Here is a 21,639-nt window from a genome sequence, read left to right on the forward strand (position 1 = left end):
TTTAGGAAAGAACACGTCTTTTATAAAGCCTACGCAAAAGCTAAAAAGGGAGCGCCTAATTGACGCTCCCTTTTCATTTTTACTAGAAATATCAAATGTAATTATCGACCGCCAATATTTTTAAGAATATCCGTATAGATATCTTCAAGTGTAAGTAAATCCGATAAGTGAATGTGTTCGTTTACCTGATGGATAGTGGTGTTGGGCACACCGACTTCGACAACCTGTGTGTGCTCACTTGAGAAGAAGCGCCCATCTGACGTGCCGCCGGACGTACTAACTACAGGATAACGACCTGTGGCGGCTTTAATGGCTTTCTCAACGCAAGCTATTAGGCAACACTCTGCATTACTATTAGGCTTGCTTAAGTATGCTTCACAGGGCCTTGAAAAGCTGACTTCGGCTTCTACATCAACGGTATTGATGATATTGCGTAGTAAAGCAGATAAGCGCTCTTGATCAAACTGCCACGAGTATCTTACATTAAACTCTATACGAACAGCACTAGGCACTATGTTATCGGTGAAGCTTCCTGTATCCATATGTGTTATTTGAAGCGTGGTGCCAGGAAAGTCATCACTTCCTGTATCAAATGGATGTTGAGTTAGTGCATTAACCACTCTACTCGCTTTGTGAATAGCGTTCACCGCTGTCTTTGGGTAGGCCACATGGCCTTGCTTTCCTGCAATATGGATAGTGCCTGAAAGTGAGCCTCTGCGACCAATCTTTATCGTATCGCCAGTTTTAGAAGATGCCGAAGGTTCGCCTACTAGGCACATATCAAGCTGTACATTTTTAGATGCTAAATATTCGGCTATCCATTTAGAGCCCCACTCCGCTTCCCCCTCTTCATCACTGGTGATTAGCCACCAGAAAGACATTTTATCAGGTTCTAAAGAGGCAATAGTTCGCTCTGTCGCTGCTAGCATAGCTGCAATGCCCGTTTTCATGTCGGCAGCACCGCGTCCGTAAAGTTTATTTTTGCTTATAACCGGGCTGAAAGGGGGAGATTTCCACTTATCGAGAGGGCCAGGAGGCACGACATCTGTATGGCCGCTAAATGCTAAGTGAACAGGCCCTTGACCCCATCTGGCGATGAGGTTCTTGACCCCATTAATCTTATGCTTTTCACATGAAAAACCAAGCTTTTCAAGCTTATAGATTAGGTAGCTTTGACAACCCGCATCTATTGGAGTGATAGACTCTCTAGCCATTAAAACTTCGGCAAAGTGAATACTGCGCGCCGGCGCTAAAGAAGGTAAAGGCTGAATTGACATTCATGTACCCCAATTTAGAAACATGGGTCTATTACACAAATTTAAAGTGACACACTAATAACAGATTTGCGACAAAGTCATGACAACAAAGCCAAGGCTTTTTAGGCGTGAATGGTAGCAAATGAGAATACTGCAGGCATATGGAAGTTTCGGCCGGCCTCCCTAATATTTGTCTATAGCTCCACACATTGTTATAAATAGGCCACAACTTATAAGAAGGCAGTACTGTGTTAAAAATAATTGTTTTAATACCCCTTATCTTGTCATTACTTTGGTTTGGTTATTTGCAAGCCAATAAATATACTCTTGAACAAGGCAAGCAGGGGTTTCTTTACATATTCGTGCTATCCGGAGTTATTGCCGCGTTTTATACACTCATGCTGTTTTTAACGAATTAGCTCTTTTTTGCCATAAAGTCTATCTCTTCGCACTAACCCTATACAGCCTGAGAGATTAGCAAGTAGATTTACCGCAGCATTGATTACGCCGCAGCACTAATTAAATAACCATTAGCCAAAAAGTTAGGCGATAAAAAAAGCCAGCTCTTATTAGAAGCTGGCTTTTTACTATTTCTTATTGTTGCCACCCTACCATCGAGTGGGTGAAGTTGCTTACAATGACTCTGAAATAGTCACGTCAGCATTTGCGCGAAGCGCATCGATATACTGCTGGTAAACGCGTTGACCTTGCACTTGAGCAAGACGCTGTTTCAGGCTTTCACCTAGCTCGTTTTCAAGTTCAGGAGCAGCATTTACGCCTTCTAGCATTACAACTGCAACATCGCCGTTAACTGTTGTTGCTACGTCAACTTTATCTTCACCTTCAAGACCCAGTGAGAAAAGCGTGTCAACCAATGCACGAGCCAGTGTACCACCTGATCTTGGCACCGCTGCAGCCGTTTCCCAAGCTACAGATTTTTCTGCTAGTTCGCTTTCAACATTTTCTTCTGCGCGTACTTTTTGTGCGATGTCAAAGGCCCAAGCTTCTGCAGCTTCTTTCGCTTTTTCCGCTTTTACTGATGCTTCAATTCCCTCGCGAACTTCATCTAGCGACTGAGTGCGTTGTGGTTGATGTTCGATAACACGTGCAACAATTACCGTCTCGTCATCAAGTTCAACGATGTCGCTGTTAAGGCCTTCTTCAACTAACTCTGATGAGAAAGCAACATCCAGCAAGCCGGGGAAGCTTAGTTCCGCAGGCGCCGTATTTCGGCTGAAAAGCACAGACTCTTGTATAGGTAGATCTACAGCATTAGCTGCATCTTCAAGCGTATCTGGCACCTCAAACGCAATTTCAGCTAAGGTATTTTGAAGCTCAAAATACTTCTCCATTGCCGCATCGTAAAGAAGGGTATCGCGAATTTCGCTAGCCACTTCATCGAATGATTTTACTTGCGCTTCTTTTAAATCTGTTAGCTTAATGATGTGAAAGCCAAACTCGGTCTCAACAACGTCAGATACATCACCGACGTTTTCTAAAGCAAACGCAGCTTCATCGAACGCTGGGTCCATAATTTCAGGTGTAATGAAGTCTAGGTCACCGCCGTTCTCAGCTGAGAATGTATCGTCAGAGTTTTCTTCAGCGAGCACTGCAAAGTCGGCACCGTTATCAAGCTCAGTTTTCAATGACTCTGCTTTTGCTTTCGCAGCGTCTTGGTCATCACCTGCTTCGATAAGGATGTGTGAAACTCGGCGTTCCTCTTCAGTTCCATAGCTTCCCAGATTATTGTCGTAATAAGTACGTACTGCTTCTTCATCGACAGAAACGCGACCTTTTAGATCTTCAACGCTTAGTTTTACATAAGCCAGTTTCACCTGCTCTTCAGTATCGAAAGAGGCAATATTGTTATTGTAGAAAGCTTCTACATCAGCGTCCGTAACGTCGATAGAACCGGCAAATTCGTCAGAGCTTACTAATATGTATTTCGCATCACGAGTCTGACGTTGAAGGGCATTAGCCTGCTGCACTTCGCCATCTAGAGAAAATGAAGAATTCGTTAACGCTGCGGCCAACTGATTCTGCGTCATCTGCGTTCTTAAATAATCTCGGAAGTCTGCAACTTGAAAACCATTTTGACGGAGAATAGCTTGGAAACGCTCGTTATCAAACTGACCACCAAACTGAAACTCAGGCATTTGCACTATCGTTTCACGAATTTGTTCATCGCTTACGCGCAAGCCCATATCGGTAGCTTGTTGCTGAATCAGTTTTTCAGCAATAAGTCTGTCCAGTACATTTTTTCTAAAATCTGCGAGATATTGTTCGCTAGAGAAAAGCTGCGCGATGCTTTCGCCGTACTGTGATTCCATTTGTGCACGCTGGTTTTGGTATGCACGTTCTAGTTCTTGTGCCGAAATTTCTTCGCCGTTAACAGTTGCTACTGCTGTAGTACCTGATGATGTTAGGTAACTACCTACACCTGCGAATACGAAACTTAAAACGATAAGCGCAATAATCGCCATCGCCCAAGGGCCTTGAGAACCTTCTCTGATTCTTTCTAGCATGATTGTTCTTCAACTCCGTTGCTTACTACAATTACCCTAAACCATCACCTGCTCGCGGTGACGAGGTAAATTACGCGCTGATTATAACCCAATGCAGCCGAATATAAACGCCAAAACACACTATTTGTGCTGTCTTTCGTTAAGTTAAGACGTTTCACTGACATGAATGAAAATTGGCATGCCTAAAGGGGAAATTCTTACTCTTGAAATATTGGGGTCAGAGTCGTTACTCTGACCCCATTATTGAATACTTTGCTTTAGAAATAAAAAAGGCGATGGACTAGCCATCGCCTTTTTCTATAATTTTTTGCTTAGTTACAAGCGTCTTTCAGTGCTTTACCAGCTTTGAAAGAAGGAACTTTCGCCGCTGAAATCTGAATAGTCTCACCAGTTTGTGGGTTGCGGCCACTGCGAGCTGAGCGTTCGCGAACTGAGAAAGTACCAAAGCCTACTAGTGCAACTTGGTCGCCGTCTTTAAGCGCCGCAGTTACTGAGTCAGTGAATGCGTCAAGAGCGCGGCCAGCAGCTGCTTTAGAAATGTCTGCACCAGCAGCGATTTGGTCGATAAGTTGAGACTTGTTCACAATTAGATCCCCTTCGATTGTTATTATACTGTTGTCCAAAACGATTTTGCTTGAACGTTATAGCAAGCTTGATCGTTAACATCAAGCTTCAGTCACAAATAATTAACTTTTAAATGAACCGCTGCAATCCCTTTTGTGGCAAGGCTTCAAGCGATAACCACTTAAAGGTAACACAACTTTTACGACATGAAAGCCCTATTTTTAAAAAAAATGTGGTTTTCTTTCGTTATGTGCGCATAATTTAGTCAATTATTGCATTTTTATAGAAAAAACAAGGTCGCACGCCTTTAAAAATAAAGGTATGCAGCTAAACGCGTAAGTTACTTTTTAACCACTTCGAAACTTTCAACAGGTTCCTGAAGCGCAATATCAAGAACATCATCAATCCATTTAACCGGGTGAATTGATAAATCTTTCTTCACATTGTCTGGAATTTCTTCCAAATCACGCTCGTTATCCTTTGGGATAACCACGGTTTTGATGCCGCCACGGTGTGCTGCAAGTAACTTTTCTTTTAGACCACCAATAGCCAGTACTTCACCACGAAGAGTAATCTCGCCTGTCATGGCAACATCACACTTCACAGGGTTACCGGTTAGTGAAGATACTAATGCGGTACACATTGCAATACCTGCGCTTGGGCCATCTTTTGGTGTTGCACCTTCGGGAACGTGCACATGAATATCACGCTTCTCATAAAAGTCATCATTAATGCGAAGCTTTTCAGCGCGACTTCTTACCACTGTCATCGCCGCCTTGATAGACTCTTGCATAACATCGCCTAGAGAACCGGTCGAAGTCATTTTACCTTTGCCAGGGACAGACGTGGTTTCGATGGTCAGTAAGTCACCACCTACTTGTGTCCACGCTAAACCAGTAACCTGACCGATTTGGTTGTCTTTGTCGGCTTTGCCATAGTCAAAGCGCTGAACACCAAGATAGTCTTTAAGATTATCTTGAGTAACAACCACCTTATCTTTGCTTTTCGTAAGTAAGATATCTTTAACCGCTTTACGGCATACCTTAGACACTTCGCGCTCTAAGCTTCTAACACCCGCTTCACGCGTGTAGTAACGAATCATGCCAATAACAGCAGAATCTGTAATCTCAAGCTCTTTTGCTTTAAGGCCATTGCGCTCCATTTGCTTACCAATCAAATGGTTCTTCGCAATGTTAAGCTTTTCGTCTTCGGTATAACCAGACAGTCGAATTACTTCCATACGGTCAAGCAAAGGACCAGGGATATTCATACTGTTAGAGGTTGCGACGAACATAACGTCAGATAGATCGTAATCAACTTCTAAATAATGGTCGCTAAAGCTGTTGTTCTGCTCAGGGTCAAGCACCTCTAGCAAGGCTGACGCTGGGTCTCCTCGCATGTCTGATGACATCTTATCTATTTCATCAAGCAAGAATAGTGGGTTTTTAACCCCGACTTTCGCCATTTTTTGAACGAGTTTACCCGGCAGTGAGCCTATGTACGTACGACGGTGACCACGTATCTCGGCCTCGTCTCGCACGCCGCCCAAGGCCATACGGACATATTTACGTCCCGTCGCTTTAGCGACAGACTGGCCAAGCGAGGTTTTACCTACACCAGGAGGCCCCACAAGACATAGAATTGGGCCTTTAAGCTTTTTAACACGCTGCTGAACCGCTAGGTATTCAAGAATACGTTCTTTTACCTTTTCTAGGCCGTAATGGTCTTCGTTAAGCACATCTTCAGCCCGTGAAAGATCTTTCTTCACCGGCGAGCGCTTATTCCAAGGAACACTAGTAAGCCAATCAATGTAGCTTCGAAGAACAGTAGCTTCTGCTGACATCGGTGACATCATTTTTAACTTTTGAAGTTCAGCTTTCGCCTTATCTTCTGCCTCTTTCGGCATTTTCGCGTCGGCAATCTTTTTAGATAGTGCCTCGAACTCATCGGGCGCATCGTCTAACTCACCCAATTCTTTTTGAATGGCTTTCATTTGCTCATTCAAATAATATTCGCGCTGGCTTTTTTCCATTTGCTTTTTAACGCGGGTGCGAATTTTCTTTTCCACCTGCAGCAAATCAATTTCGCCTTCCATCAGTGCCATCAAATACTCAAGGCGCTCATTAACACCCTGCATTTCTAGCACTTTTTGCTTTTCAGTAAGCTTTAGAGGCATGTGCGCAGCCATGGTATCTGCTAGACGCGCCGCATCTTCGATCCCATTAAGTGAAGTCAGTACTTCTGGCGGGATTTTCTTATTCAGTTTCACGTAGCCTTCAAACTGTGAGACTGCAGAGCGAATCAAGACTTCTTGCTCACTCTCATCAATGCCTTCATCTTCTAACTTATCAACGTTAGCGACAAAGAAAGGCTCTGATTGTTTATAGCTTTCGATTGCACCACGTACGCTACCCTCTACAAGTACCTTTACCGTACCGTCAGGAAGCTTTAAAAGCTGTAGGATAGTAGCAATGGTACCTACAGTGTAAATGTCATCTGCTTCAGGCTCATCAACGCCCGCGTCTTTTTGTGCTACTAGAAAAATTTGTTTGTCATTATCCATTGCCGCTTCAAGGCAACGGATTGATTTCTCACGCCCAACAAATAGGGGTATGACCATATGCGGGTAAACAACCACGTCCCGCAAGGCAAGCACAGGAATTTCAATGCGATTTTCACGCTCAACTGTCATACTTGTTCTCAATTAGTTTGCAATGTCATTTTTATATGGGGATGCAAGAGCAAAGTTCAATCGAAACTTATTAAAGTGTGTTAATTCCTTAACCTTACCTTCCCTGCTCTAAGGCCTGTCGACCTTAATATAACCATTATCGATTTTGCACCGAATGGCAATACAAAACTAAAAATTCTAGTAGAAAGGATAGCATTACTACCCTTATTCGCTTAAATATCAACCACCTTCGATATTACTTCATCAGTTACTGTCAGTTATCAAGAAGTTACTTACGACCAATTATCAACCTTTAGAAACAAAAAAAGGTCCCGCAGGACCTTTTTTGAATCAAGCTGACATCTATTCAGATGCGGCCTTTTTTTCATTACTGTCGTAAATCAAAATGGGCTTTGATTCACCGCGAATTACCGTTTCATCGATAACCACTTTGCTAACATCTTCCATTGAAGGAAGGTCATACATTGTATCAAGCAAAACAGCTTCAACAATTGAACGAAGGCCTCGAGCACCTGTCTTGCGATCCATTGCCTTTTTAGCAATAGCGTTAAGTGCATCGTCACGGAACTCAAGTTCAACGTCTTCCATAGAGAACAACGCACCATACTGTTTGGTGATTGCATTCTTAGGTTCACGTAAAATTTGAATTAGCGCCTCTTCGTTCAACTCTTCAAGGCTGGTAACCACAGGAAGACGACCGATGAATTCTGGAATTAATCCGTATTTCACTAAGTCTTCAGGTTCAACCTGTTTGAACAGTTCGCTAATTTGCTTACTGTTGTCTTTAGACTTAACAGTAGCACCAAACCCAATACCTGTGTCTTTCTGAGCACGCTGCTCGATAACTTTATCGAGGCCCGCAAATGCACCACCACAGATAAACAGTATTTTAGAAGTATCAACTTGCAAAAACTCTTGCTGAGGATGCTTACGCCCACCTTGCGGAGGAACCGACGCAACTGTACCTTCAATCAGCTTAAGAAGCGCTTGCTGAACACCTTCACCCGATACGTCACGGGTAATTGATGGATTGTCAGACTTACGAGAAATTTTGTCGATTTCGTCAATATAAACAATACCGCGCTGCGCTTTCTCAACGTCGTAATCACACTTCTGAAGTAGTTTTTGAATAATATTCTCAACATCTTCACCCACGTAGCCCGCTTCCGTCAGCGTGGTTGCGTCAGCCATTGTGAATGGCACGTCAAGTAAACGTGCAAGTGTTTCTGCTAATAGAGTTTTACCACTACCGGTAGGGCCAATTAACAGAATGTTACTTTTGCCTAATTCTACGCCTTCGTGAACATCGCCATTGCGCAAACGCTTGTAGTGGTTATAAACCGCTACTGACAACACCTTCTTTGCATGTTCTTGGCCGATAACGTAATCGTCAAGATGCGCATGAATTTCAGTTGGTTTAGGTAAAGCGTCCTGCTTTTGCTTAGGCGCGATTTCCTTAATTTCTTCGCGAATGATATCGTTACATAACTCAACACACTCGTCGCAAATAAATACCGACGGGCCTGCTATTAACTTTCTTACTTCGTGTTGGCTTTTGCCACAAAACGAACAGTACAGTAGCTTGTTATCACCGTCACCGCTTTGCTTATCACTCATTACTTTTGCCTCTGCCTTACCCGAGCCGAAAACCAAATTCGTGCTATGCACTGGCTCGGGTCATCTATAACTATACTACTTAGTTCCGGCTACGTCAGATCGATTTGCTAAAACTTGGTCAACTAGGCCGTAATCTTTTGCCTCGGTTGCACTTAAAAAGTTATCACGGTCTGTGTCGCGCGCGACTTTTTCATAGTCTTGACCGGTATGGTCTGCCATTAGGCGATTCAACTTCTCTTTAATAGACAGAATTTCTTTCGCATGTATTTCAAAATCAGACGCCTGGCCTTGGAAACCACCAAGAGGTTGGTGAATCATAACGCGCGAGTTAGGTAGACAATAACGCTTACCTTTTGCTCCTGCAGAGAGTAGAAATGCGCCCATGCTTGCAGCTTGGCCCATACACACTGTGCTCACGTCTGGCTTAATGAATCTCATCGTGTCATAGATTGCCATACCAGCAGTCACAGAGCCGCCAGGAGAGTTAATGTATAAGAAAATATCTTTCTCTGGGTTTTCAGCTTCTAAGAACAACATTTGAGCAACGATGAGGTTGGCCATGTGATCTTCAACTTGTCCAACTAAGAAAATTACGTTTTCTTTTAGAAGACGAGAGTAAATGTCGTATGAGCGCTCACCTTTTGAGGTTTGCTCAACAACCATAGGAACAAGTGCATTCATTGGGTCAAACGGGGTATTAGTCATAGCTACCTTGATTATCTAGCGTTAAAAACAAAAATGCTCGGAAGGCTCCGAGCATTTAAGCAGTTGCTGACAAGTATTGTCAATCAGACAGTAAAAAATTACGCCTGTTTGTTCATAACCTCGTCAAAAGCTTTAGTTACTTCAGTAACTTTTGCTTGCTCAAGAACCCACTCAATCGCTTGTTCTTCTAGCGCAACGTTTTGCATTTGCTGCATAAGCTCTTGATTGTTGTTGTAGTAGTCAACAACTTCTTGTGGATCTTCATACGCAGAAGCTGCCGTTTCGATCATCTCGTTAACTTTAGCTTCGTCTGCTTTTAGCTCGTTTTCTTTGATTACTTCACCTAGAAGTAGACCAATAGATACGCGACGCTTAGCGTTGTCAGTAAACAGCTCCGCAGGAAGGTCTGGAAGGTTCTGACCACCGCCTTGTTGGCTGAAACGTTGCTTCGCTTGCTCGCGTAGCGCGTTTACTTCTTGATCGATAAGCGCTTGAGGAATATCAATCTCGTTAGCTTCAACAAGTTTAGAAATTACGTCTTCTTTAACTTGTGCTTTAAGCGTTTGGTCTAGCTCACGCTGCATGTTCTTACGAACTTCAGCTTTAAGTGCGTCAACGCCGCCTTCTTCAACACCGAAAAGTTTCGCAAACTCTTCGTCAACTTTTGGAAGGTCTAGACCTTCTACTTTCTTAACGGTAGTTTGGAAAACAGCGTCTTTACCTTTTAGGTTTTCAGCGTGGTAATCTTCTGGGAAAGTCACTTCGATAGTTACTTCTTCACCTGCTTTTGCGCCAACTAGTGGCTTCTCGAAACCAGGGATCATACGGTCTTTGCCAAGCTCTAGTGCGAAATCTTCTGCTTTTCCGCCTTCGAACTCTTCACCGTCGATAGAGCCAACGAAGTCGATGATAACTTTGTCGTCTTTCTTCGCTTTACGCTTAACTTCTTTCCAAGATGCGTGCTGCTTCTGAAGGGTTTCCATCATGTTATCAAGATCTTTGTCAGTAATTTCTACTACTGGCTTTTCGATTTCGATATCGCTAACACCTTTCACTTCTACTTCTGGGTAAACTTCGAAAGATGCTACAAATTCTAGGTCCTGACCGTCTTCGTCTTTGGTCAGTTCAAACTTTGGCATACCAGCAGGCTGAATTTTTTCTTGAATGACTGCTTGGTAGAAGTTTTGCTGCATAACATCGCCAGCAACTTCTTGGCGAACTGCCTGGCCGAAACGCTTTTTGATTACGCTTACAGGAACTTTACCTGGACGGAAGCCGTTGATGCGCTGTGTTTTTGCCAACTGCTGTAGGCGTGACTTAACTGCTGAATCAACCGTGTCAGATGGAACGGTGATAGTAAGACGGCGTTCTAAACCCTGGGTCGTCTCGACTGAAACTTGCATTATGTTACCTCAACTATACGCCTCTATAGGCGTTTTGTTCTCAATCCCCTCTCCCGTCATGCATTAATTGCATATGACTCCGGGGTAGAAGGTCGTTATTCGACGTTTATAAAATCAAAGTTAGGACACAAAATCGTGCCACAAAGCCAACCTGAAACAAACGTACTGGTTAAAAAAAGACGCGGTAGTATACAGCCGCACACCACAAGAGTCGAGAGGGAAACACAAGTTTGTAACAACCAATCGAACGCATTTTAAGCAAATTGCGAAACTAGTAAGAGAAATAGATTGAAAAACGACTTTGACTAGCGGTTTGGGACGCTATTTGAAGAGGACAAAAGAAAAAATAAGAAATAATGGTCGGTGAGACAGGATTTGAACCTGCGACCCCTTGTACCCAAAACAAGTGCGCTACCAAGCTGCGCCACTCACCGATATAGATATCTCTTTATCGACTCTTGAAGAGTCTCAAGGATATGGTGCGGAAGGAGAGACTTGAACTCTCACGCCGTGAAGCACTGGAACCTAAATCCAGCGTGTCTACCAATTCCACCACTTCCGCGAAAAAGTGGGGTGGACGATGGGACTTGAACCCACGACAACCGGAATCACAATCCGGGGCTCTACCAACTGAGCTACGCCCACCACAGTAATCCTGTGTTTGTCTACGTGTGAATTGATAAACACGTAAACACCTATCGAACTGTCAGGATCCTATTTTGCTGCTCGATAGTCTGGTTTGACTTTAATTCAGCACTCTTTGATTTACTCGCTGAGCTATTTATTTTTGCCAAGTCAAATAAGCATAAATGGTCGGTGAGACAGGATTTGAACCTGCGACCCCTTGTACCCAAAACAAGTGCGCTACCAAGCTGCGCCACTCACCGATAGGAATGCTTAATTTAAGCTTTTAAAAAAGCTTGAAAATATGGTGCGGAAGGAGAGACTTGAACTCTCACGCCGTGAAGCACTGGAACCTAAATCCAGCGTGTCTACCAATTCCACCACTTCCGCTAAAAGTGGGGTGGACGATGGGACTTGAACCCACGACAACCGGAATCACAATCCGGGGCTCTACCAACTGAGCTACGCCCACCATAGGGTGTGTTGCAGTCTACAAAACTTATACTAGCAGTGTAGATACAAAAATTCAGCCTTGCTATCAGGACCTACCTGACTCGCATGGCGCGCCCGGCAGGATTCGAACCTGCGACCCACGGCTTAGAAGGCCGTTGCTCTATCCAGCTGAGCTACGGGCGCTTGGCGAATCTTCGCTGCAAAAAGTGGTCGGTGAGACAGGATTTGAACCTGCGACCCCTTGTACCCAAAACAAGTGCGCTACCAAGCTGCGCCACTCACCGACTGTCGTATCGACCAAGACGCATAAGCCTCTGTGCCGTTACGGGGTGCGAATATTACTGACATCCCCCCACCTCGTCAAACACTTTTTTAAATAAAATCGCCAACCGCTCACAAAGCACTCATTATCATGTTTTTTTGTACAATTCCGCTTCTATTTCGCTACTTTTAACCACGCTGAGCAACCCGTAAACGAGTTTGTCGTATTGATATTACGAGAAAAGTTATTTGTTCAACTTATTGATGTTCGATGGCAACCAATAACTACTATCTAATAATTGCTAGAGTATTCCCCCTGTTTTATGAAACAATATAGGGCACTTGTTGACCACCCAACCATATAAGAATCGTACAAGACTATGACCGCCCATCTTATTGACGGCAAATTAATTGCCAAGCAAGTTCGCCAACACGTAACATCCTATGTTGAATCACTTACTCAGGCAGGTAAAAGACAGCCAGGTCTTGCCGTTGTCCTCGTAGGCAGTGATGCCGCTTCTCAAGTTTATGTTTCAAATAAGCGTAAAGCCTGTGAAGAAGTAGGATTCGTTTCTCGCTCTTTCGACCTTCCTTCCGACACTACGGAAGAAACCTTGCTTAACTTAGTGGACGAGCTAAACGAAGATAAAGAGATAGACGGTATTCTAGTGCAACTTCCACTACCGGCCGGTCTCAACGCAGAAAAAGTACTAGAGCGTATTCACCCGCATAAAGATGTCGATGGTTTCCACCCCTATAACATTGGTCGTCTTGCACAGCGTATTCCTGCGCTACGCCCTTGTACGCCAAAAGGCATCATGACCATGATTGAGTCTACTAAACGCCCTGTTAAGGGTTTAGATGCGGTTATTGTGGGTGCGTCGAATATTGTGGGCCGCCCTATGAGTCTTGAATTATTGTTGGCCGGCTGTACTGTTACTACCTGCCACAAGTTTACCCAAGACCTTAAAAGCCATGTTCAGCGTGCAGACTTACTCGTTGTAGCTGTCGGTAAACCTAACTTTATACCTGGCGACTGGGTTAAGCCTGGGGCGATTGTGATTGACGTGGGCATTAATCGTCTTAATGATGGCTCATTAATAGGCGATGTTGATTTTGAAAAAGCCAAAGAGCGTGCAGGCTGGATAACACCTGTACCTGGCGGTGTTGGCCCTATGACAGTGGCAAGTTTGATAGAAAACACGCTTGAGGCGTACGTTAAGTTTCATTCTTAAAGCACTAGGGCTTAATCAAATTTTAGAGGCAGAAATTAAATTTCTGCCTTTTTGCTTTACACTCCCCTCTCATTGAATGAAGACCTAAATTGAATAACTTCTCTATGGCAGAACCAACATCTCCGTTGTGCGAACAACACGTAATTGATGCAACGCTTAAGTGGGTTGATGATATTGTGATAAAGCATAATTTTTGCCCCTTTGCACGCTATGTAAGAACGCCAAATCAAATTCGCTGTAAAGTAATAGCGGGGGATGCAGGGGACGTTATTCAATCTCTGTACGATGAACTTCACCATTTGGAAGAGAATGAGAGCACCGCTACCACGCTAATTGCACTGACACACCCGAGCCTTGCTGACTTTGAAGAGTACCTCGATGTGCTAGCTATTGGCGATAATATGTTGCATGACTGGGGATACAGTGGCACCTATCAACTCGCGAGCTTTCACCCTGACTATGTGTTTGACGGTAGCGATTTTAACGATGCTGAAAATTACACGAATCGTTCCCCCTACCCGCTCTTGCATTTAATCCGCGAAGCTGACATTACTCGTTATATGAAGAAAGAAGAGGACGCGGAAAAGATATTCAGTCATAACATTGATAAGGTGCGGGCACTAGGCTGCCCTTATTTTAAGAACGCATTGGAAACAATGAAAAAAGATAAGCCTGCGCAGTAAAACACAAGTGTTTTTATTTGCTCTGCTATGCACACAAGTTTTGTAAACTGGAGCTAGAAAAAGTCCTAGTGCAATAACTGTTCAGGCCCAAAATGCTGGATTAATCCAGGGAACCCAAATAAACATCCCATTCGTGAACCGAAAAAATGCTGTATTTGGTTCAAGTTTTCACTTGCACTGTTACATTACCAGTTAAGTATGAGAGTAATATGACAGCAAGAATCATTTTCAATTAGGTTAAAGCAGACCCGTGACTCCCCCAACTTCATTTACTGTATCGACAATCGCAACTATCGCTACGCCTTTCAAACAAAAGTTTGCCATCCCAAGGCAACCTAACTTAGCAAAAGCTCATGGGGTAATTGCGTTTGAAGAAGGGTTTAACGATATCCACATGCTAAAGGGGATAGAAAGTTATAGTCATCTGTGGCTGCTTTTTATCTTTCATCAGAATATTGAGCGCGGTTGGAAAAATACAGTAAAGGCGCCTCGGCTAGGCGGCAATGCCACTATGGGTGTATTAGCGACTCGCAGCACGCATCGGCCGAACAGCATTGGTATGTCTGTCGTGAGAAATAAGGGACTAGTGCACGATAACGGCAAAACGCATTTACTTGTAGAAGGCGTGGATTTAGTAGACGGTACGCCGCTTATCGATATCAAACCTTACATTAGTTATGCAGATAGTGTTCAAAACGCAAGCGACAAGCTTGACGACATTAGCCCTATTCCCCAGCGCCATGTCGAATTTTTAGATACGCTCAGGCCAACGCTTTCTGAAATAGACAAGAAATACAGCGACTTTACCTCTTTAGTTAAGGCGGTACTGGCGCAAGACCCACGTCCAGCGTATAAACAAAAGTTGGATGATGACGAAAAAACCTATCGCGTTACCCTTTACGATATAGATGTTGGCTTTAAAGTAACAAACAGTGTGGTATGGGTAACTGAGCTCGTTCATTTAGGATAATTACACTTTTAGTGTCAACAGTCTGTGGCGAAATGGCTCGCAGTTAATTAGAATACCGCCAAAACGTGTGATGCCCATTCTTTGGTTAAAGCATTTAGCAACAATTCCACAAATTGCATAATGTGTACAACTTATTGCAGAAGGCCAGAACACAAACAGTCTTAATACATTGAAAACAGGATACCTGCTTTACATGCGCACTAGTCAATATTTGCTTGCCACGCAGAAAGAAACACCTGCTGATGCAGAGGTTATCAGCCACCAGCTTATGCTGAGAGCTGGTATGATCAGAAAGCTTGCCTCAGGTCTTTACACATGGCTGCCGTCAGGTCTTCGTGTACTGAATAAAGTAGCCAATATTGTTCGTGAAGAAATGAACAAAGCAGGCGCTATTGAAGTGCTAATGCCTGTTGTACAGCCGGCTGACCTTTGGGAAGAGTCAGGACGCTGGGAAGAATATGGCCCAGAACTGCTTCGCGTAAAAGACCGCCACCAGCGCGACTTCGTATTGGGCCCAACTCACGAAGAAGTGATCACTGCCCTTGTACGCAATGAAATTAGTAGCTACAAACAATTACCACTGAACCTTTATCAAATTCAGACCAAATTCCGCGACGAAGTACGTCCTCGTTTCGGCATTATGCGCGGTCGTGAATTTACCATGAAAGATGCGTACAGCTTCCATTTAGAAGATAGCTGTTTAGAAGAAACGTATCAAAAAATGTACGATGCTTACTGCAATATATTCTCGCGTATGGGCCTAGACTTCAGGGCGGTAATTGCTGATTCAGGCTCAATCGGTGGGAATCATTCTCATGAGTTTCACGTGCTAGCTGACTCTGGTGAAGACGCCATTGCATTCTCTTCAGGCAGCGACTACGCGGCTAACGTTGAAATGGCTGTTGCTGTGGCACCTGAAAAGGCGGTTGCTTCTGGTGCGGCCGTTGAAACTAAAGACGCCAAAGGCAAAGATTTCGAAAAAATACTTAAGAGTATCGATGCCGATATAACAAATGCCGTGAAAGTCGTTGTGGTAAAAGCGGCGAACGCTACTGATGACAAAGGCGAAGAAGTACACGCAGACAACTGGGTTGCATTAGTACTACGTGCTGACCACGAACTAAATGATGTTAAAGCAGAGAAAATTGAAGGTGTTGCTACCCCGCTGGTTGAAGCGTCATTCGACAAAGCGAAAGAAGTGCTTGGTGTAGTACCCTATTTTGCAGACGCAACTAACCTTCCAATCCCAACTTACGTGGATGCTAGTGCTGCAGCCCTAGCAGATTTTACAACAGGCGCTGGCGCTGGCGGTAAAATGAACATCAACGTAAATTGGTCTGATGATATTACTGGTATAGATATTCGCAATGTCGTCGCTGGCGATGCGGCTCCAGACGGTAAAGGCACACTTGATATCAAGCGCGGTATTGAAGTGGGTCATATCTTCCAACTTGGTAGCAAATATTCAGAAGCCATGAATTGCGGTGTACTAAGCGAGACTGGTAAACACCAAACCCTTACTATGGGTTGTTACGGAATTGGAGTGTCTCGAATTGTTGCAGCCGCTATCGAACAAAACCACGATAAATTCGGCATAAAGTGGCCAGATCCTATTGCGCCGTTTAAAATTGCATTAATACCTATGAATATGCATAAGTCTCACCGCATAAAAGAAGCAGCAGAAGCGCTTTACGAAGAGCTAATTGCCCTTGGCGTAGAAGTGTTATTTGACGATAGAAAAGAGCGCCCAGGTGTTATGTTCAATGATATGGAATTAATTGGCATACCTCACAGCATTGTCATTGGTGAAAGAAACCTAGATAATCAACAGGTTGAATATAAGAATAGAAACACTGGCGAGAAACAGTTATTAGATCTTAGCGCAGCAAAAGACTTTGTAGCCGCTCTCTAAAACTTGAACTTGCCCATTTGATAAGTAGATGAGGGCGTATGCGGTTAACATTTTATGGCGTAAGAGGATCAATTCCCACTCCAGGGGCAGCTTACGTTCGTTATGGTGGCAACACCGCATGCGTTCACATTGAGCTCGAGGATGGTACAGATATCATTCTCGACTCAGGCACAGGCATCCGTTTGCTTGGCGATCGCCTGATTAAGAAAACAACGCCAATTCACCTTTTGTTAAGTCACAACCACTGGGACCATATTCAAGGTTTTCCCTTTTTTGCGCCCATTTACCAAGAGTCACGTGAAATAAACATTTATCCAGGCCTTACACAGCTCAACGAGCCAGATCAAATCTTGAAGCAAATGGAAGGGTCATTGTTCCCCGTTCCGAAAAGTGCGTTAAAATCATCCATAAGCCTTATTGAGTTTCCTGTAACAGAGAATACATTTACCATCGGAAGTGCAACTATTACCCGCTTAGCTATGAATCACCCAGGTAGCGGTAGTGCATATTGTATTGAGGCCGACGGTGCCAAAATTGCTTATATCACCGATAACGAGCTCTACCCCCCTTATAAAAAAGAAACAGATTTTCTAGATTTTGCTAAGTTCGCTGATAATGCAGACTTGCTTATTCACGACGCACAGTACATGTCATCTGACATGCCGGCAAAAAATGGTTGGGGTCATTCCGTTGCAGAGGAAGCGGTAAAACTGGCTATGGCCAGTCATGTAAAACAATTAGCGTTATATAGTCATGATCCAGAACGTACTGATGACGATATAGATGATGTCGTAACCCACTGTAATGACTATGTCACAGTGGCAGAGTCTACTTTACACGTATTTGCATCTTCAGAAGGCCAAACGCTGGACTTCAGTTAAGCATAATAACAACCCCTTGCAACGGAGAATTAAAGGTGTCTGTTTTAAAGCCTTTTATAATATTGGCAGCGTTTGCTGCCTGCACGTCAGTATGCGCTCAAGAATCACAAGAAGCGGTAAGCGAACAACCGTCATCTATCGAGAACAGCGAACAGGAAAGCGTTGTTGAAAAGGCAGATGAGCAGCGGCCTCAAGAAGAAAGCGGTATTGAAGTTATTGACATCATTAAACGTGATACGACTACAGAGAGCGCATTAGACAACCGCTTAGAAGGTGATAAAGAAGCACTGGATAACGTTTTTGCTATTACCCAACATAGACAAAACTATTTACTTCCTATTACTTACGTTTCTAACCCTAATACATTCGGTAATGAAGAATTAACGGAAGAAAACATAGATAATAAAGAAGCTAAGTTTCAGGTAAGTGCCAAGCTACCACTATACCTAGAAGATACTGGTTTCGACGGCTTATACTTCGGCTTTACGGTAACTTCTTTCTGGCAGCTTTATAATAGTGAAGCGTCGAAGCCCTTTCGTGAAACCAATTACGAGCCAGAAGTTTTCTGGCAAGAAACTGCTGACTATTCGGTACTTGGTTACAAATTTAATACTTTCCAGGTCGGTTTCAATCATATGTCGAACGGCCAAAGCGGTTTGCGCTCTCGCAGTTGGAACCGCCTTTTCGCATCTATAGTATTCAGTGACAACGACGATATTTACTACTTTAAGACTTGGTATCGTATTCCTGAAGATGAAAAAGCAGACCCGCTTGACCCGACAGGAGACGATAACCCAGACATTCAGGATTACTACGGCCGAATGGAATTTGGTTACGGCAGAAAAATTGGTGCTTTCAAGGTACTGGCGTTACTGAGAAACAATCTGGATTTTGACGAAAACAGAGGCAGTATTCAGTTAGATTTCACCTACCCTATATCTGATCGTTATGAATTGCTGCTTCAGTACTTTAATGGCTACGGCGACTCGCTTATTGACTACAACCGCTCACAAGAGCGCATTGGCCTTGGTTTTCAGCTGCACTTTTTGTAAAACAGATATTCATGCTTAATAAATAAGCGCGCTGCAAACACCCCGTTTGAGCGCGTTTTTTTAAACTGCTACTCGCCTCAGCTAATCAATTATACCTGCCGCCCGATAAAGCTGAATATGCACATCCACCAGCGCGGTAATATCCCTTTGATATCCACCACCTATGACCGCTGCAATTGGAACACCTAAACGGTCAGCGAGGGCAAATACTGCCTTGTCTCTTTCATAAACACCTTGGGTAGATACATGTAAGTGGCCTAGATCGTCGTTTACATGTACATCAACGCCTGCGTCATAGATGATGGCATCGGGTTGAAACTGTCTCATCACCATGGTTAGCGCTTGTTCTAGCGTGGTTAAATACTCGTCGTCTTCGGTGCCCTTATCGAGCCCTATATCAATATCGGAACGCTGTTTTCTGTGCGGAAAGTTTTTCTCGCCGTGAATGGATAAGGTGAATATATCCCGATTGTTTTCGGCAAGTTTAGCGGTACCATCCCCCTGATGTACGTCTAAATCGACAATAAGCACATTTTCAACTGACGGGGCTTGCTGCATGGTTTTCGCTGCCAAATACAAGTCGTTGAACAAACAAAACCCTGAGCCAAAGTCAGCGAAGGCGTGATGATAGCCGCCAGTCAAATTCAAGGCTTTCCCATGCTCTAGCGCGAGTTTGGCTGTTAAACAGGTACCAGCAACAGCTGTGCGGGTACGCTCAATCAACTGTTGCGACCACGGAAATCCTATGCGGCGCATGGCTTTTTTATCTAGTGCGCCGGTAGTGAGTGCACTAACATAGTCCGAGTCGTAATAGGCCGTAAGAAAGGATAAATCTATAGGTGACGGGGTAATAAAACGCGCTTTATCGACACCGCGTTTTACAAGTTCATCTCGAATACCCACATATTTTTCGATAGGAAAGCGGTGTCGCTCGGGAAGGTCTAATTGGCTATAAATAGGGTGAAATACGAGTGGTGTAGTCATTATTATCAGTACTAGTTTATGGGCGCATGAAATCGGTAACAGAAAAAATAAAAGGAGCGCGATTTATTTATGCACTCCTTTGTTTGTTTTCACGTTATACCAACCCGAATAGATAATTGCTCGCTGAGTAGGTTGTTATCTTTGCGTTCTAGTACTAATACTGACAAAGCACAGTTAGCGGGTCAAACTGTTCACCACCTTTTCAACGTTTTCTGACATACTTTTCATTGAACGAGACATGTCATCACGCTGCGCAAGTTGATGGTATTTTTCAGATGATGTCACCACGTTGCTAATTATTGTTTCTACTTGCTGAAGTACAGCCTCTTGCTCGTCCGCCGCTTCGTTTAGCGCAACAACTACGCTCGCGGTTTCTTGAATATCTCTCACCACATTATTGAGGGTTTCGAGTGCCGTAGCTGCCTCTGCCGCGTTGGTATCAGATAGCTGCTTGCCAGAGGACATAGCAGCAACTGCACCTTTTGCTTCCGCTTCAAAGCTGCTCAAAATATCGTTTATTTCTTTGGTCGACTGCTGCGTTTTAGCTGCTAGTGCCCGAACTTCATCGGCCACTACCGCAAAACCACGGCCATGCTCTCCTGCCCTAGCCGCTTCAATTGCTGCATTTAACGCTAACAGATTGGTTTGATCGGCAATTTCATTAATGACGTTCACCACTTTTAGAATATTGGTACTGCGGCTTTGCAGTTCTGACACGATATTACTTGATTCCGTTACCGTTTTAGCTAGCTGCTTAAAGCCTGCATTAGCGCTTTCGAACGTGGCATAGCAACTCGCCACGTTCTTTTCAGAGTTATTCGTAGCAACAGCAACCTGGTCAGTAATGGCCACTAAATTTTGTACAATCTCTTTCAGTTTATCTGTGCTGCTATCAAGCGAGCGCGATGCATCGCGCTGTCCATTTGCTCCCTCCATAATAGACTGGCTGACGTTACCAAGGGTGCCAAACGCCTTTTCCATTTCTCGCTCTGCCTGTTGAAGCTGTGCAACCGAATCTTTTAACTTATATTGCAAAGCTCGTGCGGAATCAGCCAACATACCCAGTTCGTGCTCACTTGTGTAAGTTAATTCATAGTCATAGCGGCTATTAGCTAAGTTCGATATACACGCAGCAACAGCCTTCGTTGGCTTGATAACTTGAGAGCGCAAGCGAGCAATAACATACACAACTGAAAGTACTGACAATGCAATAGCTGCCAAAAGAATTATCCAAAGCATAGTGCGCGTATTGGCTTTAAGCTCAGCTATTGCGTTTGCAGAATCTGCTGCAATTTCTGATGCAATGCTTGATAAAAGCTTAGCGGGCTCCCTATCAATACCGCGCACAAAGCTATCGCCAACTTTAGGGTCAAAACCTGAGTTAACAAATGCGTTGTAGCCTTCTCGGTATTTTTCGGCCATGACAGCGTGCGCTTTTTGAAACTGCCTGATATCGGACTTCACGCTATCACTCACCACATCGCTTGATAGCATCATGTCGAACTGCCGAGTAATATCAGCTTCACGCTGTTTAAATCGCTCCCAGTACTTTTCTCTATCTTCTTTTTTATGGCCACGCAGCAATACATTTTTCCATTCTTGGACTTGGGTTTTGAATGCACCAAGCGTGGAATTAACGTCACGCTCCGACTGAACTAGTGTGTTTTCTAACTCATCGAATGAATTAAGTAACGAGAAAGACTTTAGAATTGAGGCACCGTTTAATAGTACAAGAATGAAAAAGCTGGCGAGAACAGGCGTCATCACCAAACGGCTGATGCTTGTGTAATTGAACACGGCTTAACCTTTAGTATAAATTTAA

At 43.9% G+C, this 21,639-nt stretch carries 15 protein-coding genes and 8 tRNA genes; 6 read left to right on the forward strand and 17 right to left on the reverse strand.

The window, feature by feature from the left end; all coding sequences use genetic code 11:
• Positions 1-101 precede the first annotated feature (101 nt).
• From dapE to ACXAFM_RS02955, 15 genes are all read right to left on the reverse strand, one after another.
• A complete protein-coding gene (gene dapE / locus ACXAFM_RS02885; protein ID WP_474826721.1) occupies positions 102-1,277 on the reverse strand; it encodes a succinyl-diaminopimelate desuccinylase in 1,176 nt (391 codons plus the stop codon).
• Between the two features lie 611 nt (positions 1,278-1,888).
• Complete coding sequence (locus ACXAFM_RS02890) at positions 1,889-3,781, reverse strand: SurA N-terminal domain-containing protein (RefSeq protein ID WP_474833202.1); 1,893 nt, start codon at positions 3,779-3,781, stop codon at positions 1,889-1,891.
• 311 nt (positions 3,782-4,092) lie between these two features.
• A complete protein-coding gene (gene hupB, locus ACXAFM_RS02895; RefSeq protein WP_012518978.1) occupies positions 4,093-4,365 on the reverse strand; it encodes a nucleoid-associated protein HU-beta in 273 nt (90 codons plus the stop codon).
• Between the two features lie 320 nt (positions 4,366-4,685).
• Positions 4,686-7,037: an endopeptidase La gene (gene lon, locus ACXAFM_RS02900; RefSeq protein ID WP_474805745.1), complete on the reverse strand. Its 2,352-nt coding sequence runs from the start codon at positions 7,035-7,037 to the stop codon at positions 4,686-4,688.
• A gap of 342 nt (positions 7,038-7,379) precedes the next feature.
• The gene (clpX, locus tag ACXAFM_RS02905) at positions 7,380-8,654 is read right to left on the reverse strand and encodes an ATP-dependent protease ATP-binding subunit ClpX (protein ID WP_118493314.1); all 1,275 of its coding nucleotides are present in this window, start codon (positions 8,652-8,654) and stop codon (positions 7,380-7,382) included.
• A 75-nt stretch (positions 8,655-8,729) separates the two neighbouring features.
• On the reverse strand, positions 8,730-9,359 hold the full coding sequence (gene clpP / locus ACXAFM_RS02910) for an ATP-dependent Clp endopeptidase proteolytic subunit ClpP (RefSeq protein WP_118493312.1): 630 nt from the start codon (positions 9,357-9,359) through the stop codon (positions 8,730-8,732).
• A 98-nt stretch (positions 9,360-9,457) separates the two neighbouring features.
• Positions 9,458-10,762, reverse strand: coding sequence for a trigger factor (gene tig, locus ACXAFM_RS02915; protein WP_474833205.1), 1,305 nt, complete (start codon positions 10,760-10,762; stop codon positions 9,458-9,460).
• Positions 10,763-11,119: 357 nt separating this feature from the next.
• Positions 11,120-11,196, reverse strand: a tRNA-Pro gene (locus ACXAFM_RS02920).
• 43 nt (positions 11,197-11,239) lie between these two features.
• Positions 11,240-11,324, reverse strand: a tRNA-Leu gene (locus ACXAFM_RS02925).
• A gap of 7 nt (positions 11,325-11,331) precedes the next feature.
• Positions 11,332-11,407, reverse strand: a tRNA-His gene (locus ACXAFM_RS02930).
• A gap of 165 nt (positions 11,408-11,572) precedes the next feature.
• Positions 11,573-11,649: transfer RNA gene (locus ACXAFM_RS02935), tRNA-Pro, on the reverse strand.
• 42 nt (positions 11,650-11,691) lie between these two features.
• Positions 11,692-11,776: transfer RNA gene (locus tag ACXAFM_RS02940), tRNA-Leu, on the reverse strand.
• 6 nt (positions 11,777-11,782) lie between these two features.
• Positions 11,783-11,858 (reverse strand) — tRNA-His (locus ACXAFM_RS02945).
• An 87-nt stretch (positions 11,859-11,945) separates the two neighbouring features.
• A tRNA-Arg gene (locus ACXAFM_RS02950) sits at positions 11,946-12,022 on the reverse strand.
• Between the two features lie 24 nt (positions 12,023-12,046).
• Positions 12,047-12,123: transfer RNA gene (locus tag ACXAFM_RS02955), tRNA-Pro, on the reverse strand.
• A 357-nt stretch (positions 12,124-12,480) separates the two neighbouring features.
• On the opposite strand from ACXAFM_RS02955, the gene folD reads away from it, so the two are divergent.
• The 6 genes from folD (at position 12,481) to ACXAFM_RS02985 (ending at position 18,833) form a co-directional block, all read left to right on the forward strand.
• Positions 12,481-13,335, forward strand: a complete 855-nt coding sequence (folD, locus tag ACXAFM_RS02960; protein ID WP_118493308.1) for a bifunctional methylenetetrahydrofolate dehydrogenase/methenyltetrahydrofolate cyclohydrolase FolD — start codon at positions 12,481-12,483, stop codon at positions 13,333-13,335.
• 104 nt (positions 13,336-13,439) lie between these two features.
• Positions 13,440-14,018 carry a DUF1415 domain-containing protein gene (locus tag ACXAFM_RS02965; protein ID WP_474833208.1) on the forward strand — a complete coding sequence of 193 codons (579 nt, stop codon included), beginning with the start codon at positions 13,440-13,442 and terminating at the stop codon, positions 14,016-14,018.
• Between the two features lie 250 nt (positions 14,019-14,268).
• On the forward strand, positions 14,269-14,988 hold the full coding sequence (gene tsaA / locus ACXAFM_RS02970) for a tRNA (N6-threonylcarbamoyladenosine(37)-N6)-methyltransferase TrmO (RefSeq protein ID WP_474826732.1): 720 nt from the start codon (positions 14,269-14,271) through the stop codon (positions 14,986-14,988).
• Positions 14,989-15,181: 193 nt separating this feature from the next.
• Positions 15,182-16,900, forward strand: coding sequence for a proline--tRNA ligase (locus ACXAFM_RS02975; RefSeq protein ID WP_474833211.1), 1,719 nt, complete (start codon positions 15,182-15,184; stop codon positions 16,898-16,900).
• Positions 16,901-16,938: 38 nt separating this feature from the next.
• Positions 16,939-17,781 carry an MBL fold metallo-hydrolase gene (locus tag ACXAFM_RS02980; protein ID WP_474826737.1) on the forward strand — a complete coding sequence of 281 codons (843 nt, stop codon included), beginning with the start codon at positions 16,939-16,941 and terminating at the stop codon, positions 17,779-17,781.
• Between the two features lie 35 nt (positions 17,782-17,816).
• Positions 17,817-18,833, forward strand: a complete 1,017-nt coding sequence (locus ACXAFM_RS02985; RefSeq protein ID WP_474826739.1) for a phospholipase A — start codon at positions 17,817-17,819, stop codon at positions 18,831-18,833.
• An 81-nt stretch (positions 18,834-18,914) separates the two neighbouring features.
• Here ACXAFM_RS02985 and ACXAFM_RS02990 read toward each other — a convergent pair whose 3' ends face one another.
• Together ACXAFM_RS02990 and ACXAFM_RS02995 are read right to left on the reverse strand one after the other, a co-directional pair.
• Positions 18,915-19,817, reverse strand: a complete 903-nt coding sequence (locus tag ACXAFM_RS02990; RefSeq protein WP_474826741.1) for a histone deacetylase family protein — start codon at positions 19,815-19,817, stop codon at positions 18,915-18,917.
• Positions 19,818-19,991: 174 nt separating this feature from the next.
• Complete coding sequence (locus tag ACXAFM_RS02995; RefSeq protein WP_474826744.1) at positions 19,992-21,614, reverse strand: methyl-accepting chemotaxis protein; 1,623 nt, start codon at positions 21,612-21,614, stop codon at positions 19,992-19,994.
• Positions 21,615-21,639: the final 25 nt, after the last annotated feature.

The sequence above is a fragment of the Alteromonas sp. ABD4_190 genome, from assembly GCF_056160105.1.

Excerpts from the sequence above, each read along its gene's own strand:
- dapE (WP_474826721.1), bottom strand. The coding sequence starts at position 1,277 with ATGTCAATTCAGCCTTTACCTTCTTTAGCGCCGGCGCGCAGTATTCAC.
- ACXAFM_RS02890 (WP_474833202.1), bottom strand. The coding sequence starts at position 3,781 with ATGCTAGAAAGAATCAGAGAAGGTTCTCAAGGCCCTTGGGCGATGGCG.
- lon (WP_474805745.1), bottom strand. The coding sequence starts at position 7,037 with ATGACAGTTGAGCGTGAAAATCGCATTGAAATTCCTGTGCTTGCCTTG.
- clpX (WP_118493314.1), bottom strand. The coding sequence starts at position 8,654 with ATGAGTGATAAGCAAAGCGGTGACGGTGATAACAAGCTACTGTACTGT.
- clpP (WP_118493312.1), bottom strand. The coding sequence starts at position 9,359 with ATGACTAATACCCCGTTTGACCCAATGAATGCACTTGTTCCTATGGTT.
- tig (WP_474833205.1), bottom strand. The coding sequence starts at position 10,762 with ATGCAAGTTTCAGTCGAGACGACCCAGGGTTTAGAACGCCGTCTTACT.
- folD (WP_118493308.1), top strand. The coding sequence starts at position 12,481 with ATGACCGCCCATCTTATTGACGGCAAATTAATTGCCAAGCAAGTTCGC.
- ACXAFM_RS02965 (WP_474833208.1), top strand. The coding sequence starts at position 13,440 with ATGGCAGAACCAACATCTCCGTTGTGCGAACAACACGTAATTGATGCA.
- ACXAFM_RS02975 (WP_474833211.1), top strand. The coding sequence starts at position 15,182 with ATGCGCACTAGTCAATATTTGCTTGCCACGCAGAAAGAAACACCTGCT.
- ACXAFM_RS02980 (WP_474826737.1), top strand. The coding sequence starts at position 16,939 with ATGCGGTTAACATTTTATGGCGTAAGAGGATCAATTCCCACTCCAGGG.
- ACXAFM_RS02990 (WP_474826741.1), bottom strand. The coding sequence starts at position 19,817 with ATGACTACACCACTCGTATTTCACCCTATTTATAGCCAATTAGACCTT.